This is a genomic window from Opitutus sp. sgz309028, from assembly GCF_059821195.1.
On the sequence record NZ_JCAMRR010000001.1, the window covers coordinates 956,617 to 981,433 of the forward strand.

Genomic DNA, 24,817 nt, shown 5'->3' on the forward strand with positions numbered 1-24,817 from the left:
TCACGGAGCCCACCTGCGGGATTTCCGTGCCGCCGACGAAATTAGACTTGTTCGCGACCGTCAGCGCGCCACTTTTGCATGCGTTGCAATGAAGGCCACCCTTCGCACGCTCGCCGAACGGTGCGGGCTCTCCGCCTCGACCGCCTCCCGCGCGCTCTCCGGCCACCCCAACGTCCGGCCCGAGGTGCGCGCCCAGGTGCAGGCGGAGGCGCGCCGGCTCGGCTACAACCGCAACCACCTCGTGGGTTCGCTGATGGCGCACGTCCGCGCCGCGCGCACCGATCGCTTCCTCGGGAATCTTGCGATCGTGCACGTCGCCTCGCCCGAGCAGCCGCGGCCGCGGCCGATGCAGCAGGTGATGATCGACGCGGGCCGCGCCCGCGCCCGCGAGCTCGGCTTCCGCGTCGACGTGCTCGGGCTCGATCCCGCGACGCTCACCGCGCCGGCGCTCGGCCGGATGCTGCGCGCGCGCGGCGTACAGGGCGTGATCTTTTTGTATTCAAAACTCACCGACGCCGCGAACGGCTTCCCGTGGGAGCACTTCGCCTCGGCCGAGATCGATTACGGCTCGCTCGCCCTCTCGGTCAATACGGTGGCGATCGATCATCATCTCACGCTCAACAACGCCCTCGTCCGGCTGCGGGCGCTCGGCTACCGCAAAATCGGCCTCTTCATCGAGCGCTACAAGGACGAGCGTCTTCTCAACAAGTGGACCGCGGCGTTTCGCTCGTTCCAGGAACTGCAGGGCGGCATCGGCGACGCGCCGTTGCTGATCGAGACGACGATGACGCCCGAGGCGTTTTTGGCGTGGCATCGCCGGCACAAGCTCGACCTGGTCATCGGCCACGTCGACGAGGCGATCCTGTGGCTGCGCCAGGCGGGGATCGCGATCCCGAAGCGGGCCGGATTTTTCAACCTGAACTGGAACGAGCGCGGCCGCCCGTGTGCCGGGCTGGACCTGCGCCCCGAGCTGCAGGGCATCGCGGCGGTCGATTCCGTCGTCGCCCAGATTCATCGCAACGAACGCGGGCTGCCCGTCGATCCTCACACGATCATGGTCAGCGGCCGCTGGGTCGATGGCCCGACCTTGCGTCGGGCGCCGCGGGAAAAACTCTGAGCGGCCGCTCAGAGCGCTTTTTCCCGCGCCAGCATTGCACCGAGTTCGGCGACCACGCTGGCCAACTCCGGATCGTGTGCGCGATTTCGCGTTTCGCGCGGATCGTTCTCCATGTCGAACAGCTGCGTGTCCGACGGACCGCTCTCCCATTCGATGTAGCGCCAGCGCTCGGTCCGCAGCGCGTAACCGGCCCGGCCCGGCCCGCGCCAGACCTGCGACACCACTTGATGCCGCGGCCGCGCCGTCGGATCGTCCAAGACGGGGCGCAGACTCACGCCATCCAGATACTCCGGCGCCGGGAGCCCGCACAGGTCCGCCAGGGTCGGATACAGATCGATCAGCCCGGCCACACCGGGCGTTGCGCGTCCATTCGCTTTCGCCCCCGGTGCCGCGATGATCAACGGCACGCGCGTCGCGCGTTCGAACAAGCTCTGCTTTTGCCAGAGTCCGTGATCGCCCAAATGATACCCATGATCGCTCGTGAACACGACGATCGTGTTCTCCGCGAGGCCGAGGCGCTCGAGCGCCGACAGCACGCGGCCGACCTGCGCATCCATGAACGACGTCGACGCGCGATACGCCTGGATCGCGCGGCGCCGCAGATCGTCGGTCGCGCGATCCTGTTCCGGACGCGCGCTCGCATACGCGAGGGCTGGGCGACGGGCACGATCGTCTTCGCTCGTATCCGGAAGTTGGATCCGGTCGAGCGGGTAAAGGTCGAAATACTTCGCTGGCGCGACGAACGGGGTGTGCGGCCGGTAGAAGCCGACCCCCAGGAAGAAGGGGCGGCGCTCGCGTTGAAACCGCTCGAGCAACTCGATCGCCTCGGTCGCGCCGATGCCGTCGGTGTGATCCACGTCCTTGCCTTCGTCATCCGCGAGCCAGCTCAAGGTCCCGCCGAACGGACCCGGTTTCAGCGAAAAGATCTTCGACTCGTTCTCGCGATCGCGCCCGCGTGGATTCACCACCAGCTCCCAGGAATAAAAATCGTCGAGACTCGAGGTGCCGATGTCTTTCGGCACGCCGTAATGATAAAGTTTCCCGACGCGCGCGGCATACCACCCGTGATTCTTGAACAACTGCGGCAGCGTCACCGTCTCCGGCAAACGCTCGCGAAAGTGGGGCGACAACGGATGCGTCGGTGCGGGATTGACCTTCACGCCGGTGACGTCCGGCTTGCGTCCCGTAAGGAACGACGAGCGGCTCGGCGAGCAGTTCGGAAACTGGCAGTAGGCGCGTTCGAAACGCACGCCGCGCGCGGCGAGGGCGTCGATGTTGGGCGTCTTCATCTCCGTCGCGCCGTAACTGCCAAGCTCACAATTGAGGTCGTCGGCGATGAGGAAGAGCACGTTCGGCCGATCAGGCGGTGGCGCGGCGAACAGCGGAAGCATCAGCCAGGCCGCCAGCAGGAATCGCCGGCTCATTCGCAGGATAGGCGAATTCATGGGAAGTCTCACGGATGGCGCACGGGGCCGGGAGCGTTGATCTGGGCCGCGCGGGCCGCTGCGCCGGGAGGCTCGCCGCGACGCATCTCCAGTCGCCGGCCGGTGGCGAGGTCGATGTTCGACGCGGTCGGCTGGCGCGGAACCGTGTCGCCCGTTTCTTGCGTCCACCGATCAAGCGCCGCGCGCAACGACGCGAATGCAGCGGGCGGCTCTGTTTCCAGCGCGAGATTCCGGGTTTGATCCGGGTCATTCGCGAGATCGTAGAACTCTTCCGCCGGACGCGGCTGGAGAAACACGTCGGCCTGCAACGGCGTGAGCGCACCGTCGTCACGGAGACGTTTCAGCGCGTCGGCGCTCGGCGTGTAGAACGTATCCGACGCGCCGGGAAGCGGCAGATCGGGCCAGGCGTTGCGCATGTAGACGAAATCGCCCTGCCGCACCATCCGCACGTGCGCGGTGAAGTTATGCCAGTTCTGCTCCGCGAAAACGTAGTCGCGCACGGTCGCGCGCGCGTCGCGAAACAGCGGCACCAGGCTCACGCCCTGGAAGCTCGCGGGTCGCGGGAGGCCGGCGAGTTCCAGCAGCGTCGGCGCGAGATCGATCGTGCTCACGAGCGACGCCGTGCGCCGCGGCTGGGCGATGCCGCCCGGCCAGCGGACGATCAACGGCGTCTTGATGCCGTCGTCATACAGCCGCGTTTTCGAATGCGGAAACGGCCGGCCGTTGTCGGAAAGGAAAATGACCATCGTGTGATCGAGCACCTTCTGCCGGGCCAGCTCGCGCATCACTTCGCCGACATAATAATCGAGCCGCATGATCTCGTCATAGTAATGCGCAAGATCCGCCCGCGTTTCCGGTGTGTCGGCCAGATACGGCGGCACGCGCACGTCGGAGGGACGCGCGAAGCCGGTGAACGAATCCGCATCCCAAATCCGATGCGCGTCGTGCGCGGCGAACCACATGAAAAACGGCCGGTCCTGCGGACGCTCCCGCAGCCGGTCGACCCAGCGATTCTCCCCGCCACGTCCGCCGTAAAGCTCGTCGAGTTCGCCATCGCCCATCACGTCGAATGCCGTCAGCGCCGGTCCCGTGACGCGACCCGGCGTCTCGCCGAAATGCGCCTTGCCCGACTGCACGGTGTAGTAGCCCGCGTCGCGCAGAATCCGCGGCAGAAACGGAATTCCGGCCGGCAGCGCGCCGTGCAGCTCGGACGCGGTCTCGAGGTTGTGCGGATATCGGCTCGTTAAAATGCTGCAGCGGCTCGGACTGCAACTCGACGTGGTCACGTAGGCGTTGTCGAAAACCAGACTCTCCGCCGCGAGCCGGTCGAGATTCGGAGTCCGGATGCCGGGATTGCCGAAGCAACCGAGATCCTCGGCGCTGATGTCGTCGCCAATGATGATGACGATGTTGGGCGGTGACGAGACCGGCGCCGCCATGGCGGGCGTGCTCAGCAATCCCATCGCGCCCGCCAGCGCGAGCAGAGGTCGGAAACGCTCAATCATTCCCCGCATAGTGCAGCGCGGCCAGGCCGAGTCCATGTTCGCCGGCGATAGAGTAGACGAGCCACGCCTTTCCGTCTTCACGCAGCACGGCTGGATCGCGCAGTTCGCGCACGGGCGTGGTGGAAATGCCGCCGCGCGAATAAGCGAGCGGCAGATCGCCGCCCTCCCACGGGCGCTCCGGCTGCAGAACTTCGTGGGTGCCACGCGCGCGCCAATCCTTGGGATCGCCCGCGAGTTTCACCACCGTGCAGAGGATGCGCTCGGGACGATGGCCGACGCAGGAGAAGTGAACCACGAGACGGTCGCCGGCGACGTCGACGCCGATGTGACGGATCGAATAGCGAAACGGCCCGTTCGGCGGACGCTGCTCCGCGGGCGTCGCGCCCGGCTCGCCGCGGCGCGCGGGATCTACGGCCTCCAGAATGTCGGAACCGATGACCTTCACCACCGGTTCGAAGCGTTCGCCAATCTGCTTCGCCTCGCGCAGCACGCCGCTGTGATTCAGCGCGAACCAGCGTCCGTCGTAAGCAAACACCTGCAGATAGGCCGGACCGACGACGCGGTTGAGCGATTCGAACGCGAGTCCGTCGGACGATACCGCCACGCCCGTCAGCTGACCGCCCTCGACGTCGCCTTCGAGCTTCATCTCGTTTTTCCGCGGGTTGTTGCCGTGATAGAACAGATACAAACGTTTCTGCTGCTCATCGACGACGACGTGGGGCGATGCGATGTGACCGGCGATGACGTTCTGCGCTGCGAGTGCAAACACGCCGCCCTCGTGAATCTTCCACGGGCCCTCGGGACGATCCGCATACGCCAGGCGGATGTAGTTGCCGTTGTGATGCGCGAAATAGAGGTAGTAGCGCCCGAGCGGATTCGGCACCCAGTCGGGCACGCGGAGCAGCGAAGGGCCGTTGATGCTGTCGCCCTCCTTGCCCGTCAACATCGCCGGAGCGACGATCGGCGCATCGCCGACCCGCGCGGCGCGCACCGAAAACGGCGCGGCCTGCAGGCCCGCAGCCGTGAGCAAAAGAGCAAAAAAAGCGAGGACGCCGCGCCGGTGGGTGGAATGAAGGAGTGACATCATGGAAGTTTTTCGATGACGAGCCGGCGGCTGCCGTCTGGCAGCCGCACGCGCCAGCCGGCGGTTTCGACGCCTTGCGGAACCGGCTGCAATGAAGGTTTGGATACACCTCGTTTCGAAACCTGCACGACCGCAATGAAGCGCTGCTGCGATGACGGCGCCGGGGTGGCGGTGAGATGCCATTGATTCGGCAGCGGAAAATTCTTCCCCCGCCGCCAGTAGACGGCGGGCACGGTGAACTGATCGGTTTGCGCGAACGTCAGCTGGTTCGGCGCGAGAAACTGCACGCGCGCTTCGCCCTTCTCGCCCGTGGCGAGCACGGTCTGCGTGGCGGCGTCGACTTTCATTTCCTTCTCTGCGTGCAACAGCCAGTCGAAGCGCCGCGCCACACCGCCGGCCGATGCGAGATCGTCGACGATCACGTAGGTCTGCACCGCGTCGCCTTTGAGCCAAACGATGTGGCGATCGAAACGTTCGAGCGGCGCCTCGCGATACGCGGGCGCGGCGTCACCGATGAAATACACCCAGCCGTCGTGTGATTCGAAATGCGCGATCTTGCCGTAGCCGGTCGTGCCGCCCCACTTCTGACCGGTGCCGTCGACGAGGATCGTATTGTGCGCCTGCGTTTGCACCGTCCATTTTTCGCGATGCGGATCGCCCGTCGGCGTGTAGTAGCCGGAATCGATCAGCAGGTGCTCGTTGTAGGCGATGAGGTGAAAGCTGTTTTGATCCGCGTGCGCGTGGCCCTGGCCGCCAAAAGGGGAAGCGTGAAAGATCAGCCGCACGTTCTCCTCCGGGTCTTCGATTTTCGAATGCGTGAACACGACGCCGACATCGGAGAACAACCGCGCCGCGGGCAGCTCGCTCAACGGCTTGGCCGCGGGCAACTCCGGTTGGGCCCAACGGAGATATTCGGAGAGCGTGTAATTCACGCGATTGTCGGGAAGGTTCGCCGCGTAGCTCGTCATGTAGCCGTTGCCATAGAGCTCCGCCATGCGGCGCGCGGCGATGCGGGCCTTGCCGCCGGGCGTGCGGCGGTCGTCGCCTTCGTCGTATTGACCCGGGTTGCTGTCGCCGAGATGCGTTTGCAGGCTGTCGGGAGGATATGAATACAACAGGAAATAGGGATTGTTGCGGAACCACGGGTTGTGGTCTTCCAGCCGCAGTCCGAACGCGGACCGGAACACGTCGAGGGTGTTGAGCGAGGCGAGCATCGCCGCACCGTGGAAATAGCGCGGGCCCTCCTGGGAGCCGCCGTCGTCACCGCCATACCACGGGTAAAAGGCCACGAACGACCGCAGCCCGAGATCGACCCAGGCCTCGGCGCGCGGGTCCTCGCGGTAGATGGCGAGCGCGCCCACGAGCGCGTCGAAGAAACCGTGCTGCCACGCATGCGCGCGCATGAGCTCGAGTGGCGCGCGACGCACCTTGGAAAAAATCGGCGCCGTACGCGCGGCGATCGCCTCGCGGATCCGGGCGCGTTCCTCGGGTGTGAACTCGTCGTGCAACAGGTCGTAGATCACGCCGAGATCGTGCACGAAGGTCGAATTGCCGAAATCGACGTTGCCGCGATCGTGGCCCGTATTGCGCTCCGAGATGAACCCGTCCGGATCGAAGGTGGCGATCAACAGCGCGCGCGCCTTGACGCGTTCGAGATACCATGGATCGCCCGTCGCAAACCACAGCCACGCGCCGTTCACCGCCGGGCGCGACGCAGCCGACGCTGCGCTCTTGGTGGCCCAGATGAGTTTCTTCCGATCCGGGCTTTCGGGAGAAAACGGATCCACGCCCGGCGGCACCTGGCTCGTCCACGTTTCGAGCGAATACGGTTTCTCCAGATCGCGTTTCGTTTCCTCGATCCATGGCGCCAGATCCTGGCCGAGCGCGGCTGCCCGGCGCCGCAGGGACGGAACTTCCTCCGCCGTAAAATACACGCGCGGATGACCCGTCGGCACGCGCGCGAGCCATTCCTGCCACGAGGACACGGGCCAGCGCGGCAGCTCGGCGCTGACCTCGAACGACTCCGTCCCGAGCCATGGTCCCGGCGCCGGCGATTCGCGGCGGACGCGCCAGAACCATTTTCCCGGCGCAAACGGCGCGAGCGGGCGGTAAAACAGGTCCGTGGTCGTCGCGCTTTCGGCCGCGGCAAACTTCCCGTCGCGGGAAAACTCGAGGCGATAGGTCGCGGGCTCCTCGCTCGCCGGCCAACGGAACGATGGCGGATTGATCTGCACCGGACTCTCGGCAAACGGGTCGAGTCGCACCGGCCGGCTCTGGTGCAGGAACTCAGGCGCGGCGGTTGCACTCGCGACGAGCGCAATCAAGCCGAGAACAAGGAATCGGGAGGAGAGCATGGGCTTCAATCGGTGCGGGCGGAATCGGGTTCAGTCGGGCGACGCGGCGTGGCAATGCGTTCGAAAGGCCGCGGCGCGACGTCGTCGGCGAGCAGCTCGAGCGCACGGGTATCGCCTTTTTCGATGGCGAAACGCCGCAGGCGCTCGCGATGCTCGTGCACGATGTCACGATAGCCCGGATCGCTCGCGAGATCGACCATCTCGCCGGGATCGTCGACGAGATCGACCAGCGACTCGCGTTGGTCGCCATGCGCGTAGACGCAATATTTGTAGCGCTCCGTGCGGACCATCCGGCCTTCCGTGATCGGCACGAAATCGCCGACCTTGCCGCCCTGCGACATGTGATTGCCGCTGATGATTTCGTCGCGCCACTGTGGCACCGAATCGCCGCGGGCGAGCGCGCGCAGGCTCTCGCCGCGAAGTTTCGCGGGTTTCGCGATCGCGGCGTAGTCGAGCATCGTCGGCAGCAGATCGATGCCGATGTTGACGAACGCGTCGGACGTGCGCGCCTGCGTTTCGCCGGGAGCGCACACGATCAGCGGCACGCGCGCCGCCTCCTCGTAGAACACGGTTTTCTGCGACAACCCATGGGCGCCGGCGCATTCGCCGTGATCGCTGACGAACACGATGAGCGTGTTCTCCTCGAGTCCCTGCTCGCGCAACACGGCGAGCACGCGACCGATCTCGGCGTCGACTTTTTCGATCAGGCGGTAATAGCCCCAGCGCATCGCCTGCCAGACCGAAGGCGGGAAATTGCCGACCGGAAAAAGGCGCCGGTTCGCGTGATAACCGCGGCGGATCAGGGTCATCGTGTCCGGCTCGAACGCCGGCGGCGCCAGGTTCACCGGCGGCGGCGGGAGCTCCTCCAGCGCGGGCGGCTCGCCAATCGGCCCGTTCGACAGCGGCTGGCCGCGCGTCAGCTCGGCGACGTTATGCGGATTCAGGAAACTCGTCACCAACAGGAACGGCCGGTCATGACGCTGGCGGAGAAACTCGATCGCGCGATCCGCGGTCGTCGCATCCTTCTGGCGGGTGTCGAGCTGGTCGAAGCCGTGCGCGTCGAGCTGCTTCGGATCGGCGCAGAGATGCCACTTGCCGAAGTAGCCGGTGTGATAACCCGCGCGGCGGAAATACGTGCCCATCAGCGGAAACTCGGCGGGATCGAGCTTCATGCCGGAATACATCGGGGTATTGTCCGTCACGCCGGTCTCGTGCGGATAGCGGCCGGTGAAGATAGAATTGCGCGCCGGCATGCAGAGCGGATTCGGCGCGTAGGCGCGGGTGAAGAACGTCCCCCGCGCGGCCAGGCTGTCGAGCGCCGGCGTATTCAGATACTGATTACCCATCCGGCAGCTCAGCCCGTCGGCGATCTGCTGGTCGGTCATGATGAACAAAACGTTGGGGGCCGCGGACGCGCCCAGGCAGGCGGCGCCAAAGGTCCACGCGAGAAGCAGGCGTTTCATGGTGGGAAAAGGAAACGGAGGGGAACCCGGAGAATGACGCACGAAACGCGGTCGAGGGTTTGGCGTTTCGGGAAAAGACTTAATTGCCAAATTCCTTCATCCACGCGGCCTCGGGCCAGGCGGCGTCGACGACGGCCGGGCGCGACGGGCCGGGGGTGCTGCGTCCGCGCGCGACGTAATCGGCGAGCAAACGGCCGAGACGCTGAACGACTTCGGGATGAGCTGCGGCGACGTTGTGCTGTTCGTCAGAGTCGACGCTCAGGTCGTAAAGTTGATAGGGCGGCAACTGCGAAAGATCGGACGCTTCCACCTTCAGCCAGCGGCTCGGCGCCGGCGTCGGCGAACTCCAGCCGCCCGAACCGGGCCAGAGGAGAAGTTTCCATTTTCCCTGGCGGATCGCGAATCGCCCCTCGCCCGAGTGATGCACGAGCGCGCGTGGCGACGGGGCGCCGTCCGCGCCGCGCAGCAGCGGCGCAAAACTCACGCTGTCCTCGCCGGCGTCGACCGGCAGCTCAACACCCGCCACATCGGCACAGGTGGCGAGCCAGTCGACGAGGCCGACCGGTTCCGCGCAACGGGTGTTGGCCGGCACGTGCTCCGGCCAGCGCACGATCAGCGGCACGCGGTGTCCGCCGTCGAAAAGATCCGATTTGTAACCGCGAAAGCCGGCGCTCGGGTCGTGGCCAATCTGCCGGTGCGCGGGCACGCTGGCGGCCGGAGCGAAACCATTGTCCGAGGTGAAAACCACGACCGTCTGGTCCGACAAACCGTGTTGCTCCAGCGCCGCCATCACGCGACCGATGTCGGCGTCGACCTGCGCGACGAAATCGCCGTAGTCGGTCGTGCCGGTGGAGCCGGCGAACGGCGGCTGCGGCAGGATCGGCGTGTGCGGCGCGGCAAACGCGAGATAGAGGAAAAACGGCCGGCGATCCGGCGCGGTCGCGCGCTCACCGATGTAATCGATCGCCGCCTGCGTGAGCCGCGGCTGCACGTCTTCCATTTTGAAATCGGCCGCGATCGGTCCGGCGCGCCAGAGTTTCGGCACGTCGCTGTCGGCGACGCGGCCGGTGGGCGGCGTCACGACGCGATCGTCGCGCAGCCACACATACGGCGGCATGTCGAGCGACGCACTGATGCCGAAGAACCGATTGAAACCATGCGCCAGCGGACCGCCGCCGAAAGGCTGGGTGTAATCGACGGCGTCCGGCGCAGCGCCATTGCGGATCCAGTCGAGACCGAGGTGCCATTTGCCAATCGCCGCGGTGGTGTAGCCGTGTTGCCGCAGCAGGCCTGGAAGCGTGAGACGGCCCGGCTCGATCAGATCGGCGCCGTAGCCGTCGAGCACGCCGTGCTTCAAGCGTCCGCGCCACGCGTAACGACCGGTGAGCAGCGCATAACGGCTCGGCGTGCAAAGCGACGACGCGGTGTGCGCGTCGGTGAACATCCGGCCCTCTCGTGCGAGCCGGTCGATGGCCGGGGTGCGCCACGCACTTTGCGGGTTGTAACAGGACACGTCGCCGAGGCCGAGATCGTCGGCGACGATCACCACCACGTTGGGCGGGGCGGCGACGGCCGCCCGTGCCGCCGAGACAAATCCGGCGAGTGGCAGGACGACGCCCAATGCGGCCCCACGCAGGAGGTTCGCCCTTCCCCGCCGTGGCAGGAATGCGCGGCAGAAAAAGGAGACACTGGATGCGAACGACAACGTCACGGCGAGGTCGGCGGCGAGCTGCGCTCGGCACGCTCGTCTTTCTGGGAAAAGGCGAAAGCCCGATCCGCCGCGTCGAGCGCGGCACGATCGTGATGAACGATTCCGTAATAGGTGAGCGCCATCACGACCTCCGTGTAGTTCACCTTTTTCACATCGCCGAAATAGCTCTTCTCCTGGCCGAGGCCGGTGCGCGTGTTGCCGGTGACGTCCACCTGCCCGTCGGGACCGATCCGCGAAACCTGCCAGGCTACCGCAGGAGCGAGCGCGGCTTCGAATTCGGGGAGCGGCACGTGCAGCGCGAGCACCTGGCCGAAGAGCAGCGAGACGACGTTGTAGCTCGAGTCGCGTCCGCCCTTTTCCAGGAAAACGCCGGCGTCATCGCGCCGGGTGAGCGCAAAGGCGATCAGCTCGCGCGCGCGGGCAACGAGCGCCTCGTCGCCGAGAAACGTGCCGCAGAGTCCAAACGCCTTGGCGGCGATGATCACGCGATTCACCGCGTGGCCGCTGCTGGCGATGATCGTGTCGTAACCGGCATCGATGAACGCACACGCCCGCCGCAGCCTGGGTTCGATCTCTGCGATGCGCTCGCGGAAATGCGCCTCGTGCGGCGACTGGCGGATGACGAGCAGCGCGTGCCCGAGTTCCTGCAGAAAGAAAAACGCCGTTTCGACGCTCGCAGCGCGCGAGCGGGCGCTCGCCCCGTTGGGACGCACCTCGGCCACGAAACCGCCGTCGGCGCGCTGGTGGGCGAAGGCGGTTGTGATGCCGACCCACGCCCGATCGGCGGCGGCGAGATCGCCGGCGACGACCGCGCCGATCAGGGCGCGGCAGCTGCCGCGCTGCGGTCCGGCCTCGAGCCAGCTGCCGTTCTTGCGATTGGAGCCGGTGAGACCGCGCGCGTCGGGATAATCGTTCTCGGTGAGCGCCGACAGGCGTCCGGAGGGAAACGCGCGCAGCACTTCGTATTCAGTCGCTCGCGACGCGGCTCCGGCTTCGCCGGCCGCTGCCGGTGCGGCCGAGGCCAGACCGGCGGGCAGCAGCGAGAAACAACAGAGCGCGACGACGCGAGCGACGGAGACGTTCATCAGAGTTCGAAGGACGTGCTGAGGATGAACTGACGCGGCTCGATGATGCGGAAGGCGTAGGGCTTGCCGTCCGGATTCGCCGCCACGGCCTGCAGCCGGCCGTCCTCGAAGAGGTTGCGGACGTTGAGCTGCACGCGACCGCGGACGCGATCGTTGAAGAGCTTGAAGCGATAGCCGACCGAGACGTCGAAGTAGAACCGGGCCTTGTCGTAGATCGGACGGTCGGGATCGAGCTCGAGGATGACCCCATCTGCGCCCGGCGGGCGGCCGTAGAAGCCGATGGCCGCCTTGTCCTCCCAGCGGACCGCGCCACCGACATTCCAGTTGTTGAGCGGACCCGAGGTGAAATCGTAGTTCGTCAACAGATTCGCGCGCCACTCGCGGACCTGCGAGCGCGGCTTGCCGGAATTGGAGACCTCGAACGAATACGGCGCGAGGATGTCGGCGAGATAGCGGAGACGCGCGGCGCCGTTGTTGGCGTCCCACCAGCGGTTGCCGTCGTCGTCCACGGCGGTGGTCCAGACGGGGAGGCGTTCCGCGAGATAGTTGGTGACGGTGTCGCCGATGTTGCTGTCGAAGGCTTCCTGTTGGGCGACGTTGAGCTTTGTGCGCCAGTTGCGGGTCGGGTTGTAGTTGATCTCGATCTCGTAGCCACGCGAGGTGACGTCGGCCGGCACGCCGACGGCGCCGTTGACCGCGGTATCCTTCAGGAACTGCGGATCGAGCTTCATGATGTCGGCCGCGGCGTTGAACAGCTGGTCCGAGGTCGGGGTCACGCCCTGCTTCTGGAACCGCTGGAGCGCGACGTTCTCCGCCCAGGGATAGAACGACTCGTCATACGGCTGACGCACGCCCTCGAGGCGGTGGATGCGCGAGCCGACGGTGCCGATCTGGCTGCGACGGGAGTTGGTCTCCGTGCTGTCGTAGCGGTTGATGCGGATCGCGAGCTTGCCCTCGAGCAGATTGAAGGCGACGCCATAGTCCTTGCCCTCGCTGGTCGGGTTGAGCAGCAGCTCCTCGTAGATGTTATAGCTGATGCCGAGCGGATTGAAGCTGTCGGACTGGTTGTAGAACAGGCTGAGCCAGGGTGTGGCCTTGAAGACGACGCCGTAGGTCTTGGTGTCACCCTGCTGCTCGAGCCACGGCGAATTGCTGTAGTCGCTGAGCGGCGCGTAGGTGATGTAGCCGGTGGCGGGATCGACGGTGACGCCGGACGAGCTGCGGAGACGCTGGCGGTCGCGGCGGAAGCCGATAGTGGGAACGATGCGATCGTTCCAGAAGAAGCCCTGGTAGGTGAGGTTGAACGTGCGGATCTGTTCCTGGTCGGTCGAGGTGCCGTTGATCGCGGTTTCGGTGAGCGAAGCCTGCTCGGTGACCCACTGCTTGGCCACGCCGTCATACCAGCGGAACGGATACGTGCCGGAGAGATTGCCGCGGGAGCTGGGAGCGTAGTCGACGTCGCCGCCGACATTGTCACCCAGGTAATACTGGAACAGCGTCTGCGTCGAAGCGGTGCGGTCGGCCGCATTCAGCCAGCTGTGGTTCGACGTGATGAAGTCACGGTAGCGATAGTTCGTCGACTCGGTCTCGCGATATTCGCCGTGGAAGTTGAACCGCTGCTGGCCGATCCAGTTGATGCCGTCGCGGCGGTCGGGCGTCCATTGATACACGACGTCGAAGCTCTTCGTGTCGCGGTCGTCCGGCTCGTTGAGCACGATGGGCCAGCTGGCCATGACGTAGGGCCGCTTGAAATACGGGTTGGGCGTGCCGTCGGGGAGCTTCTGGTTCACATCGATGAAGAGCACGGTGTCGTTGCTCGAAATCATGTTGCGCGTGTAACGCTCGAACTCCTGGCGGAACCAGCCGAGGCGCGCGGCAACGAGGTGGTTCTCGTTCTCGAAGACGAACTGCTCCAGCTCGGCCATGTAGGTGCGGGCGTCGTCCTCGACGTAGTTGGGCGCGGTGTAGTTGATGGAGCTCCAGTCGTAGACCGACTTGTCGGTGACGCCGGCGTCGAAGAAAAGCGGATACAAGGTGCTGCGCTCGCGGGCCAGCCGGGTGCCGCTCTGGATGAGGCGGACGTCCTGGTTGCGGGTGAGCGGCGTCGCACGGTTGCCGGTGCGGTTGACGCTCCAGTAGCCGACGCTGCCGTCCTGGTCGACGTAGACGGAGGTGCGGTTGTAGACGCCGCCACCGAGCGCCTGGAGACCGAACGGCAGCGTGCCATCGTTTTTCTGCGGATACGGACCGCTCACGGTGCCGTTGGCCAGCGTCACGCGCTGGGTCGTGGGATCCCAGACCGGCTCGCCGTAGCTCTTCCACTCGGTGATGGTTTCCTGCGGCGTGAGGTAGTTCGGGCGCTGGGCCTCGCGGTGGTAGTTCTCGGCGCTGACGCGGAGGGTGGTTTTCTTGAACGGCTTGTAGGTGAGCGCGCCGAAGAGACGCTCGGTGTCGTCATACGACGGCTCGCGCTCGAAGCGCTTGTTGTCGGTCACCGCCGCGATGCGCACCGCGAGCATGTCGTGGATGAGCGGATAATTCAGGTCCACGCTGCCGCGGACGCCGCCGGTGCTGTCGGCGCGGCCGGACAGCGTGAGCGAACGGTTGCGGACGTTGGCGCTCGAGGGCACGAGGTTGACCGTGCCGGAGCCGGAGCCGAGGCCGAAGATGTTGGAGTTCGGGCCGCGCGAGATTTCCACGGCGTCGATATTGTAGAGATCGAGCGGGATCTTCGGATTGCTGGCGAAGTTGCCGATCGCGGTGTTGGCCGAGCCGAGGCCGCGGATACGGTTGGCGGTCTGCGGATTGGCCTGGATGTCGTCGTTCATGCCGCCGTCGCGGTTGGGCGTGAACGCGGTGTAGTTGCCCGTGCCCTCGGTGCTCGCCTCGTATAGGAAGAGGTCGTTGATGTCGGACACGGCGGTGTCGAGCATCTGCTGCTTGGTGACGACGCTGATGGAGGCGGCGATGTCCTCGAGCTTCGTGTTGATGCGGGTGCCGGAAAGCGCGTTGGACGCGAGGTAGCCGCGGTTGTTGGAGGTGACCTCGAAGGGCGAGAGCACCAGGGGCTGGTCCTGGCTGCTGGAATCGTCGGCAGACTGCGCGTGCAACGCGGCTGCGGGCAAGGCCAGCGCCGCGACGGCGACATACGATAACCTGAGTGACTGCGGGAACGTCATACGCGTGGTGTTGGAGTTGGGGTCAGACCGGATGACAAACGACAATAGGGGCATCCGACGGCGGCGACCGTGAAACCGGCGCGAAACAAGTCAGCCATGCGCTGTTGCAAGCGTTGCAATATCCGCGCGCACCAGCGGCGTCGGAGCCACGCGTTGCTTCATGTGGAGGTAGTCCACCGCGTCGGTTTTCTGCGACAAGCGTGCGCGCCGGCGCATTTGCCGTAACCGCTGACGAACACGATGAGCGTGTTGTCCGTCACCCCGGTCTCGCGCGGATAGCGGCCGGTGAAGATCGAACTGCGCGACGGCATGCAGAGCGGATTCGGCGCGTAGGCGCGGGTGAGGCACGTCCCCCGCGCGGCCAGGCGGTCGAGCGCCTGCGTATTCAAATCCTGATTACCCGTCCGGCAGCTCAGCCCGCCGGCGATCTGCTGTCGGCCATGATCAACAAAACGTTGGGCGGAGCAGCGTCCGTCAGGGTGACAAGCAGCTGGGGAAACACGGCAGCCTGCAAAACGCAGTCGAGGCGGTTTGGCGCATTGTGCATCGGACGCACCGGAAAAGCGGAGGATCAGCAGCCGAAATCGGCGCGCCATGAAAGTTCGGGCCAGTCGACGGATGCCGCGGCAGGAGCCACCGCGCCAGGCGTGCTGCGGCCCGTCACAAGCGCGTAACGGCTCGGCGTGCAGAGCGCCGAGGCGGAATGCGTGTCGGTGAACCTCATCCCTTCCGCGTCGAGCCGGCCGAGTTGCGGCGTCCGCCAGGCCGCGTCGGCGTTGTAGCAAGATACATCGCCAAGCCCGAGATCGTCGGCGTAAATAAAATGGATGTTCGGTTGTCCGGTCTCAGGCGCCGCGGCGATATCCGGCCGGCCGAGCAACGCCAGCCCCACAGCGAAGCCGAGTCGAACCGCGCACGCCCCGGGGCACTGTCGTGTTCATCGGCCATTCTTCTGCTTGAAAGCGAAGACGCGATCCGCCGCGGCGAGGACTTCCTTATCTTGATGAATTGTCCCGTAGAGGGTGAGGGCCATCGCGACCTCGGTGTAGTTCACGTTCTTCGCTTTCCCCGAAAACGGATCAGCCTCCAAGCCGACGCCGGTGCGGGTATTGCCACTCACGTCGACGTCGCCCGAGGGCAGAATGCGGGTCAACTGCCACTTCACCGCGGCCGGCAGTGCGGCCTCGAACTCGGGCAACGGCAGATGCAGCACGAGCACCTGACCGAACAGGATCGAGACCACGTTATAGCTGGAATCGCGCCCTCCCCGCTCGATGAATACGCCCTCCGCGTCGCGCAGCGTCAACGCGTGTGCGATGAGCTGACGGGATTTCTCCAGCAACCTCGGATCGTCGAGCGCAAGTCCGCAGAGTCCGAACGCCTTCGCAGCGATGATGACCCGGTTCACGGTGTGGCCGACCTTCGGAATGATGGTGCCGTAACCCGCCAGGATAAAATCCGCGGCGCGGCGCAGCTTCGGTTCGAGGGCGACGAGTCGCTCGTGAAAGTGCGCTTCATGCGGCGACTGGCGAATGACGAGGACAGCGCGGGCCAGCTCCTGCAGAAAAAAGTAAGTCGTCTCGACGGCGGCGGGGCCCTCACGGGAAGTGTTGCCGTTGGGTTTGACGATCGCGTCAAAACTGCCATCCGCCCGCTGATGGGCGAAGGCGGTCTCGATGCCGCGCCAGCAATCGTCCGCCGCAACCAAGTCGTCCAGCACCACCGCCGCGATCACGCCGCGACAGGAACCGCGCTGCGGCCCCACTTCGATCCAGAATCCGTTGGCGCGGTTGCCGCCGGTGAAACCGTTGGCGTCGGGTTTGTCGCCGGCGTGGAGCGCTGCCAGGCGTCCCGGCGGGAAGGAACGGAGGACGTCGTATTCGCGCAGCGCCGCGCGTTCGGCGGCGACGGCGGAAACGGCCAGGAGGAGGCCGCCGAGGAGAGAAAAGAGCCGCAGACGATTGAAGTGATGCATCATGAGATTTCCAGGTTCAGTCGGAACGGGGTGAACCCGGTCACATAGACGCTCTGCCCGTCCCATTTCGGCAGCGCGCCGCGCAGTTGGGTCCAGGCATGGCCCGCGTGACCGGGGCCGAAGGTGATCGTGTCCGCACCTGCCGTATAGCGGCCAGTGCCGGATTTCAGCAGAAACGCGTCGGCCACACCATCGGCCGGCTTGACGCCCTCCAGTCGGCCACCGTGCCGGAACGCCAGTTCCAATGCCACCGGCACGCCCTTGGTGCCGGAGATGTCGAAAGCCAGACAAAAGCGTCCTCCATTCTCGGATACGGCAACGCGCGAAACGAGATGCTGGATGTTGCTCTGCGCGCGGGCGGCGCGGCCGCCGACCGCAAGGGTGCCGTTCGGCGCCATTCGCACGTGCTCGCCGCCCGCGATCTGGTCCGCGGACAGCGGCTGAAAATACGGGCCGGTCAGCTCCTGCTCGAGGTGGTATCCGTCTTTACGAACCACCAACTCCTCGCCGGTGAACTGCCCCTTGCCGAAGAAGGCGCTTGCCAGGCGCACGGCCTCGAGGGCGGCGGCTCCCTTGCGGAGCGAAAACAGCGTGGAGTTCTGCGCGAGCACGGTGCCGCTGATCCCGCCCCGCCGGATGCGCGCGAGGTGCGAATAGGCGAAGATTTTCGCATAGTCGGTCGGCAACGGTCGTTCGGCGGGCAGGTCCTCGCCAAACTCGGGTTCCTCGAGGAACGTCAGCAGTTCGCCCGTGAGCTGCGCCTCGGCGGTGCGCTCGATCTGTGCAGCCATCGCCGCAAACCGGCCGTCGCCGTCGAGCCGAGCCAGCGTGCGATAGCTGTAGTAGTAGCGCGCCATGCTGCCGCGTTGGTATTTGTCCTGCCGCTTCGACGCTTCCGTCACGACCTCCCCGTCGGGGTGAATGTAGTAGAGCGTCATCGTGAGGTTGCGTCGAACGGGCTCGCGCAGCGCAGGCCGATCGAGCAGCCGCGCGACGGTCAGCAGGGCGCGGTTCACGACCGGGGAATACACGGACGTGCTTTTTTCCGTGTATTGGCCGTCGGGATCCAGGTCGATGGTTTCGGCCAGCCACTGGTCGATGCGCGCAACGTAGCGCGCGTCAGGGAAACGTTCGTTGATCCGGGCCAGCGCCGCGCAGACAACCCAGCGGTGGTTTGGCGTGTGAACGCCGCCGACGACGAGCGCGTCGCCGGCGCGGCGGAGAAACCGGTCGAGCGAATCGCGGACCGAGGCCTCGGCGTTGTCGCGATCGCGATGGAGCAAGCTGGCGACGCCCGCGATCGTCTCGACCACGAAGGCCGTGTCGGGTGGCGAGTGAAAGTTCGTCGCGATGTAATCGATGGTGCCATCGTCATGCTGCGCCGACAGCAAGTAGGCGGCCGCTCGCTCGAGCGGCTCGAGAAGCGAGCGATCGCGATGGTGCCGCGAGTCCGGCGCATGGCGGGCCGCCGCGAGCACGGAGAGGAGTTTTGCCGCGTCGTGGACGTTCGGGATGCCGTGCTGGTCGATCACCGCGCCGGAAGCATCCTGGCGGCGGAGCAGATCAGGGATCAGCGCATCGTTGGCCGCCGTGAGCCGGGCCACGAACGGTCCGGCGGCCGGGGCCGCACCAAGCCGGAACGGCGTGAGGCCAAGAGCGCTGAGCGAAAACACCGAGGCAGTGGAGATCAGAAACGAACGACGGTTCATGGGGTGAAGCGGGGAAGGCGTCACCGTGTCACGGCGCGATGAAAAACGGCAAGCCGGCGTGACCGTCACGCCGGCTTGCGAAGGAGCGGCTCAGAATTCAAACGTCGTAGTGAGAATGAACAGGCGCGGATCGATAATGCGAAACGCCGTCGCCTGACCGAGCGGGTTGACCGCCACCGCCTGGAGTCGTCCGTCCTCAAAGGCATTGCGGACATTCAGCTGGGTGCGGACGCCGAACTTCTTGCTCGTGATCTTGAAGCGGTAGCCCACGCTGAAATCGACGTAGTACCGGGCTTTGTCGAACACGGGCTTTTCCGGATCGAGTTCGAGAATCACGCCGTTTTCCGGCGGGCGACCGAGATAGCCGATGGCCGCTTCATCCTCCCACCGGACCGCGCCGCCGATGCTCCAGTTCTTGAGCCGGCCTTCGGTAAAGTCGTAATTTGTCAGCAGATTCCAGCGCCACTCACGAACTTGGGCGCGGGATTTGCCGTCATTGGCGACCTCGAAAAGGTACGGGGCGCGAATTGAGCCGAGCCACTGATTCATGGCGTAACTGTTATTCGCATTCCACCAGAGATTCCCCGCGTCGTCCGCGGCAGTGGTCCACACGGGGAGCCGGCGCGCGAAGTATGCCGCCAGCTCGCCACCGATATTGGAATCGATCGACTTCTGTTGAGCGGCGTTGAACTTGACGCGCCAGTTGCGGGTCGGGTTGTACACAGCCTCCACCTCCCAGCCCTTCGACTCGCGATCGCCGGCGACGCCGACGGCGCCGGTGAGATCCGTTTGGCGGAGGAAATCTGGGTCGAGTTTCACGAATTCCGTGGCGGCCTGATTGTAGATCTGGTCTTCCGTGGCAGTGATGCCTTGACGTTGGTAGCGATCGCGAACCACGCCCATCGCCCACCCGAGGAAGGACTGTGGGCTTTGATCGCGGCCGCCTTCAAGGACGTGCGTGCGGGAGCCGACCGTGCCGAGCTGGCTGAGGCGTGCGCCGATTTCCTTCACCTCATAACGGTTGACCTTGATCGACAGCTTGCCGTCGAAAAGCGAGACTCCGATGCCGAAATCCTGTCCCTCGCTGGTGGGATTGGGCATCAAGAGCCCATCGATGTCATAGCGGACCGCCTCCGGGCTGAAGCTGTCAGCCCAGTTATAGAACAGTCTCAACCACGGGCGCGGCTTCAACACCAGGCCAAGTGTATAGGTGTCACCCTTCTCCACGGAGTCCGCCGAAGGGAAGACATCAAGCGCCGGGGAATCGGGCGTATAAAAACCTGTATCCGGATCGATGGTCCATGCGTCGGACGTGTTGCTGCCCTGCTTATCGCGTCGGTAGCCCGCGGTCGTGACGACTCGATCCTCCCAGAACGACCCTTGGTAGGTGATGTTTGCCGACTCAATATAACGGGTGCGGGTGCGGGTGTTGCTGATCGGCACTTGATCGAGCGTCGCGGACTCGGTGACCCACTGATTCGTCTGCGCATTGAACCACTTGAACGGGTAGCTCCCGGCAAGATTGCTCACCGATGCCGGAGCGTAGTCGACATTCTGTCCCTGACTGTCACCGAGGTAATATTGGAAATACGTGGTCGTGGAGGCGGAGCGATTGGCCGGTGAAATCCACGGATGGGAGGAAGCAATGATGTCGTTATAGCGGTAGTTCACGTTCTCCATATCACGGCGCTCCGCGTGAAGGTTGATCCGCTGCCGGCCGATCCAGTCGAGCCATCCACCCCTGCGCTCGGGAGTAAGCTGATAAACAAGGTCTCCGCTGAAGGTTTCTTCGGACTCCGGCGTGCGCAGGACGAGCGGATTGGCAGCGCCGACGTAGGGCCGGCGGAAGTTTGGATTGGGCGAACCGTCGAGCAGGCGTTCGTTAACATCGACGTAGATGATCGTGTCATTCTCGCCGATCATATCGCGTTCATAGCGCTCGAAGTCCTGCCGGAAATAGCCGGCTCGCGCGGCGAGCAAGTGAGTCGGTGTGTCGACGAAGAACTGTTCGAGCTCGACCATGTAGGTGGTCGCTTTATCATCGACCAGGTTGGGGGCGACGTAGTTGACGCTGGACCAGTCGTAAAGGGACTTGTCCGAAATGCCGGGTTCGAAGAAGAGCGGGAAATTCGTCTTGTTACGCCGCAGATCCGTGCCGCTCTGAAGCAGGCGCAGGTCCGTCGTCCAGCGGCGTGGGGTTGGCTCCCCCGAAAGGCTGCCGGTGCGATTGACACCCCAGTACGTAATCGATGCATCGGGCTCGACGAAGAGCGGAGTGCGTTGATAGAAATTATTGCCCTGCGCCCACAGACCGGCTGGCAGGGTGCTGTCCTTGCTGGCCGGAAAAGGGCCGGAGGTCGTGCCGTTCGCCAGCGTGACCATGCGGGTAATCGGGTCCCAAGTCGGCTCGCCCGCCGCCTTCCAGTCGGTGACAGATTGGCGCGGTGTCAAAGCGTTGGGGCGCTGCGCCTCGTTGCGATAACTCTCCACCGAGGCTTTCAGTGTCGTGCGGCGGAAAGGTTGATAAAAGAGCGAGAATTGGCCGCGGCGAATCTCCTCGCGGGCAGGTTCGCGCTCGAACCCCTTGTCTTCGCGGACGCCCGCGAGGCGGACCGCGAGCTTTCCTTCAATCAGGGGACGATTGAAATCGAAGGCGGTCCGAAATCCGCCGCGATCATCCACCCGGAGCGTTGCGCTCGTGATATCGCGCCTGGCTTGGGCATAAGCCGGAACAAGGTTCACCGCGCCCGCGCCGGAACCCAAACCGAAAATATTGGAGTTCGGTCCGCGCGAGATTTCTATAGCTTCAATATTATAGAGATCGATGGGGATATTCGGATTGCTGGCGAAGTTGCCGATCGCCACATTGGCCGAGCCGAGGCCACGGATGCGGTTCGCAGTCTGCGGACTCGCCTGGACGTCGTCGTTCACCCCGCCATCGCGATTCGGCGTCATCGCAGTAAACTGACCGGTTCCCTCCGTGCTCGCCTCGTATAGGAAGACGTCGTTGAGATCACTCGCGGCCGTGTCCTCGAGTTGTAGTTTGGTGACGACGGTAAGTGACGATGCGATATCCTCGATCTTCGTGTTCAGGCGCGTGCCGGAGAGGGCATTCGACGCCATATAGCCGCGGTTGGTGGAGGTGACCTCGAAGGGCGAGAGCACCAGGGGCTGGTCCTGGCTGCTGGAATCGTCGGCAGATTGCGCGTGCAACGCGGCTGCGGGCAAAGCCAGCGCCGCGACGGCGACATACGATAACCGGAGTGACTGCGGGAACGTCATACGGGTGGTGTTGGAGTTGGGGTCGGACCGGATGACAAACGACAATGGGGGCATCCGGCGGCGGCGACCATGGATCCGGTGGGAGACAAGTCAGCCGTCCGTTGTTGCAAGCGTTGCAACATCCGCGGGCCCGCTGCGCGCGAGCCCCGAGTGCCCCCCGAAAAACGAAAACGCCCTGCGCTTGCAGCTGGGCGTCGTCGAGGTTTCTCCGGGATCGCGTCAGCGCGGGTCGCTGCGTTCGTCCTTCGGCGTCGCCTCCTCGGGCGCGGTGCCGTCGGGACGCGTCACGGTGAAATTTCCTTTCAACCGGATGTCGTTCGAGGCCGCACCGACCATGACGGTGAAGCGTCCGGGCTCGACGACCCAGTGCTGGTTGCGGTCGAAGAGCTGCAGGTCCTCCGGACGCAGCGTGAAGCGCACCGTCTTCGACTCGCCCGGCGCGAGCGCCACGCGTTCGAATCCGCGCAACGCCTGATCGTAGGTCGTCACGCTGCTGTAGTCGTCCCGCAAATACAGCTGCACGATCTCCTCCCCCGCGCGCCGGCCGGTATTGGTCACCTTGAACGTCACCATGAACTCGGCGCCCGCGCCGCCGCGTTCGGGCGAAATCTGCAGCGCGTCGTAGGCGAACGTCGTGTAGCTGAGGCCGTGGCCGAAGGCGAACAGCGGTCCGCTGACCATGCCGAGATCGCGCGCCTGCGAGCCCGGTTTCGCGGGGAAGTTGAACGGAATCTGGCCGGCGGATTTCGGAAACGTGATCGCGAGCTTGCCGGAGGGATTCACGTCGCCGAACAGGATGTCCGCCAGTGCCGCGCCGCCCTCCTCGCCCGGGAACCACATCTCCACGATCGCCGGCACGTGCCGCGCCGCCCAGTTGACGCTGAGCGGACGGCCGTTGCTCAACACGAGCACGAGCGGCTTGCCGGTCGCGGCGAGCGCGCGCAACAGGTCCTCCTGATAACCGGGCAGGTCGAGGCTCACGCGGCCGTGCGACTCCTGGCAGATCGATTCGGTTTCGCCGAGCACCGCCACGATGACGTCGACGTCCTTCGCCGCGGCCACCGCCTCGTCGATCCCGGCGCGGACCGCCGCCGACATCGGCTCCTTCATCACGTCGCTTTCCGGATAACGTTCGTCCACCACCGCGCAGCCCTGGACGTAGCGCACGTCGACGCCGGATCCGAGCTTCGCGCGAATGCCGGCGAGCGGCGTGACGAACTTGAGATCCTGCGGACCGTAACGCGACCACCAGCCCGCGGGATTGTCGGCGAGCGGCCCCGTGACGAGCACGCGCTTCAAATTCTTCGCGAGCGGGAGGGCGTTGCCCTCGTTTTTCAACAACACGATCGATTCGCGGGCCGCGCGGGCCGACGCCGCGAGTGCATCCGGCGCACGCACGATCCGATCGGCCGCCGCGGGATCCGCGACGTAAGGCTGGTCGAACAAACCCAGCCAGTATTTCACGCGGAGGATCTCCCGCACGCGCGCGTCGAGGACGCCCATCGACAGGCGTCCGTTCTTCAGCGCCTCGCGCAACAGCGCACCGTAGCCGGCGGGCGGCGTGAAATTCGTGCGGATGTTGAGCCCCGCTTCATGGGCCTGCACCGCGGCTTCGAGCGGCGTCGGCGCGACGCGGTGCTTCGTGTGGATGTATTCCACCGCGTTGCTGTCGGACACGATGTAGCCTTTGAAGCCCCATTCGTGACGCAGGATGTCCGTCAGGAACAGCGCACTCGATTCGACCGGCACGCCGTCGTAGTCGTTATACGAGGCCATCACGCCGAGCGCGCCCGCTTCGCGCACCGCGCGTCGAAACGGATGCAGGAACATCGTCTGCACCTCACGCCACGTCACCTGCGGATCGGTGCGCGCCTGACCGTCGCGACCGCCTTTCGGCACGCTGTAGACGGCGTAATGCTTCAGCGTCGAGACCACGCGGTTCTCCTGAATTCCCTTCACCTGCTCGACCCCGAGCGCGCCGGCGAGAAACGGATCCTCGCCGTAGCTCTCGACCGTGCGCCCCCAGCGGGGATCGCGGGCGAGATCGAGCACCGGCGAATAGACATTCGTGTAACCCAGCGCGCGGGCCTCGCGACCGGTGACCCGGCCGATCTGCCGCACGAGCTCGCGATCCCAGGTGGACGCCACCGCGAGTTGCGAAGGGAAGCTCGAGGCGCGCAGGTGCAGCAGGCCGCGAATGCCCTCGTTGGTGAAATCGACCGGAATGCCGAGTCGGGTGTCCTCGATGAAGAACCGCTGCACGTCGTTGATCGCACGCGCGTGCTTCGACCACGGCAGACCGTGCTCGGGCTGCGGCAGGTTGCCGCTGAACCCGAGATTGCCGTTCATGTGTTCGTCGATGTTGCCGAGGCCGTCTTTCCAGAACGCGTCCTTCCAGGCCGGCGTGGGCAATTCGTCCTTCGCGACGCGCGGAAACCCATAGAGCGTGACGAGCTGCGCCGTCTTCTCGTCGGGCGTCATTCGCGCGACGAGGTCATCGATGCGCGCGTCGACTTCGAGCGACGGATCCTCGTAAGGATCCTTCACGCCGTTCTTGTTCAGATCGATCCAGCCTTCGCGGTAGATCGGCGGCGCGGTCCGCGACACGATGAAGCGGGCATCGGCGCTGCTGTCGGCGGCAACCGCCGCAAGCGGTCCGGCGAGCAGAAGCACGAAGCGGAATGAGACGGAAAACATACGGGGTGGATTAACGGGTTGGGCGGCGAAACGACAATCGAATGCGCGCGTGCGCGAATCTCATGCGCCCAGACAGTCCGCGGGGAGGGTGCATGCTTGCATGCGTTGCAACTGGCGGCGCGGACGGCGGAGGTTCTTCCAGAAAATTTCGCGACCGCGCCTCACTTCCCCCGGGCGGCTGCTCACGCTCAGAAGCGCGGCTTCTGTTGTC

At 65.3% G+C, this 24,817-nt stretch carries 15 protein-coding genes; 1 reads left to right on the forward strand and 14 read right to left on the reverse strand.

Translation table 11 applies throughout. The annotated features are described in order from the left end of the window. Positions 1 to 88: 88 nt before the first annotated feature. Positions 89 to 1,117, forward strand: a complete 1,029-nt coding sequence (locus AC6RV7_RS03560) for a LacI family DNA-binding transcriptional regulator (RefSeq protein WP_500092527.1) — start codon at positions 89 to 91, stop codon at positions 1,115 to 1,117. Between the two features lie 8 nt (positions 1,118 to 1,125). Here the strand turns inward: AC6RV7_RS03560 and AC6RV7_RS03565 are convergent, their stop codons facing one another. The 14 genes from AC6RV7_RS03565 to AC6RV7_RS03630 all read right to left on the reverse strand — a co-directional run bounded on the left by AC6RV7_RS03565 (position 1,126) and on the right by AC6RV7_RS03630 (position 24,606). After that, entirely contained in the window at positions 1,126 to 2,562 is a 1,437-nt protein-coding gene (locus AC6RV7_RS03565; protein ID WP_500092528.1) for a sulfatase, read from the reverse strand. 8 nt (positions 2,563 to 2,570) lie between these two features. Continuing rightward, positions 2,571 to 4,067: a sulfatase family protein gene (locus AC6RV7_RS03570; RefSeq protein ID WP_500092529.1), complete on the reverse strand. Its 1,497-nt coding sequence runs from the start codon at positions 4,065 to 4,067 to the stop codon at positions 2,571 to 2,573. Further along, the gene (locus AC6RV7_RS03575) at positions 4,060 to 5,154 is read right to left on the reverse strand and encodes a glycoside hydrolase family protein (protein ID WP_500092530.1); all 1,095 of its coding nucleotides are present in this window, start codon (positions 5,152 to 5,154) and stop codon (positions 4,060 to 4,062) included. The genes AC6RV7_RS03570 and AC6RV7_RS03575 overlap by 8 nt, the downstream gene beginning before the upstream one ends. After that, positions 5,151 to 7,505 (reverse strand): DUF4962 domain-containing protein, encoded by a 2,355-nt coding sequence (locus AC6RV7_RS03580; RefSeq protein WP_500092531.1) that lies wholly within the window; start codon positions 7,503 to 7,505, stop codon positions 5,151 to 5,153. Before AC6RV7_RS03580 ends, AC6RV7_RS03575 begins: the two co-directional genes overlap by 4 nt. A 5-nt stretch (positions 7,506 to 7,510) precedes the next feature. Then, positions 7,511 to 8,968 (reverse strand): sulfatase family protein, encoded by a 1,458-nt coding sequence (locus AC6RV7_RS03585; RefSeq protein ID WP_500092532.1) that lies wholly within the window; start codon positions 8,966 to 8,968, stop codon positions 7,511 to 7,513. Positions 8,969 to 9,047: 79 nt separating this feature from the next. Next, the gene (locus AC6RV7_RS03590) at positions 9,048 to 10,589 is read right to left on the reverse strand and encodes a sulfatase family protein (RefSeq protein WP_500092533.1); all 1,542 of its coding nucleotides are present in this window, start codon (positions 10,587 to 10,589) and stop codon (positions 9,048 to 9,050) included. Between the two features lie 86 nt (positions 10,590 to 10,675). Further along, on the reverse strand, positions 10,676 to 11,764 hold the full coding sequence (locus AC6RV7_RS03595; protein WP_500092534.1) for a hypothetical protein: 1,089 nt from the start codon (positions 11,762 to 11,764) through the stop codon (positions 10,676 to 10,678). Further along, positions 11,764 to 14,943, reverse strand: a complete 3,180-nt coding sequence (locus AC6RV7_RS03600) for a TonB-dependent receptor plug domain-containing protein (protein ID WP_500092535.1) — start codon at positions 14,941 to 14,943, stop codon at positions 11,764 to 11,766. The genes AC6RV7_RS03595 and AC6RV7_RS03600 overlap by 1 nt, the downstream gene beginning before the upstream one ends. 158 nt (positions 14,944 to 15,101) lie before the next feature. Further along, positions 15,102 to 15,332: a sulfatase-like hydrolase/transferase gene (locus tag AC6RV7_RS03605; RefSeq protein ID WP_500092536.1), complete on the reverse strand. Its 231-nt coding sequence runs from the start codon at positions 15,330 to 15,332 to the stop codon at positions 15,102 to 15,104. Positions 15,333 to 15,514: 182 nt separating this feature from the next. Continuing rightward, complete coding sequence (locus tag AC6RV7_RS03610) at positions 15,515 to 15,835, reverse strand: sulfatase-like hydrolase/transferase (protein WP_500092537.1); 321 nt, start codon at positions 15,833 to 15,835, stop codon at positions 15,515 to 15,517. Between the two features lie 45 nt (positions 15,836 to 15,880). After that, positions 15,881 to 16,921, reverse strand: a complete 1,041-nt coding sequence (locus AC6RV7_RS03615; RefSeq protein ID WP_500092538.1) for a hypothetical protein — start codon at positions 16,919 to 16,921, stop codon at positions 15,881 to 15,883. Continuing rightward, positions 16,918 to 18,627, reverse strand: coding sequence for a prenyltransferase/squalene oxidase repeat-containing protein (locus AC6RV7_RS03620; protein WP_500092539.1), 1,710 nt, complete (start codon positions 18,625 to 18,627; stop codon positions 16,918 to 16,920). Before AC6RV7_RS03620 ends, AC6RV7_RS03615 begins: the two co-directional genes overlap by 4 nt. A gap of 90 nt (positions 18,628 to 18,717) precedes the next feature. Beyond that, positions 18,718 to 21,909: a TonB-dependent receptor plug domain-containing protein gene (locus tag AC6RV7_RS03625; protein ID WP_500092540.1), complete on the reverse strand. Its 3,192-nt coding sequence runs from the start codon at positions 21,907 to 21,909 to the stop codon at positions 18,718 to 18,720. A gap of 219 nt (positions 21,910 to 22,128) precedes the next feature. Beyond that, positions 22,129 to 24,606, reverse strand: coding sequence for a glycoside hydrolase family 3 N-terminal domain-containing protein (locus AC6RV7_RS03630; RefSeq protein ID WP_500092541.1), 2,478 nt, complete (start codon positions 24,604 to 24,606; stop codon positions 22,129 to 22,131). Positions 24,607 to 24,817: the final 211 nt, after the last annotated feature.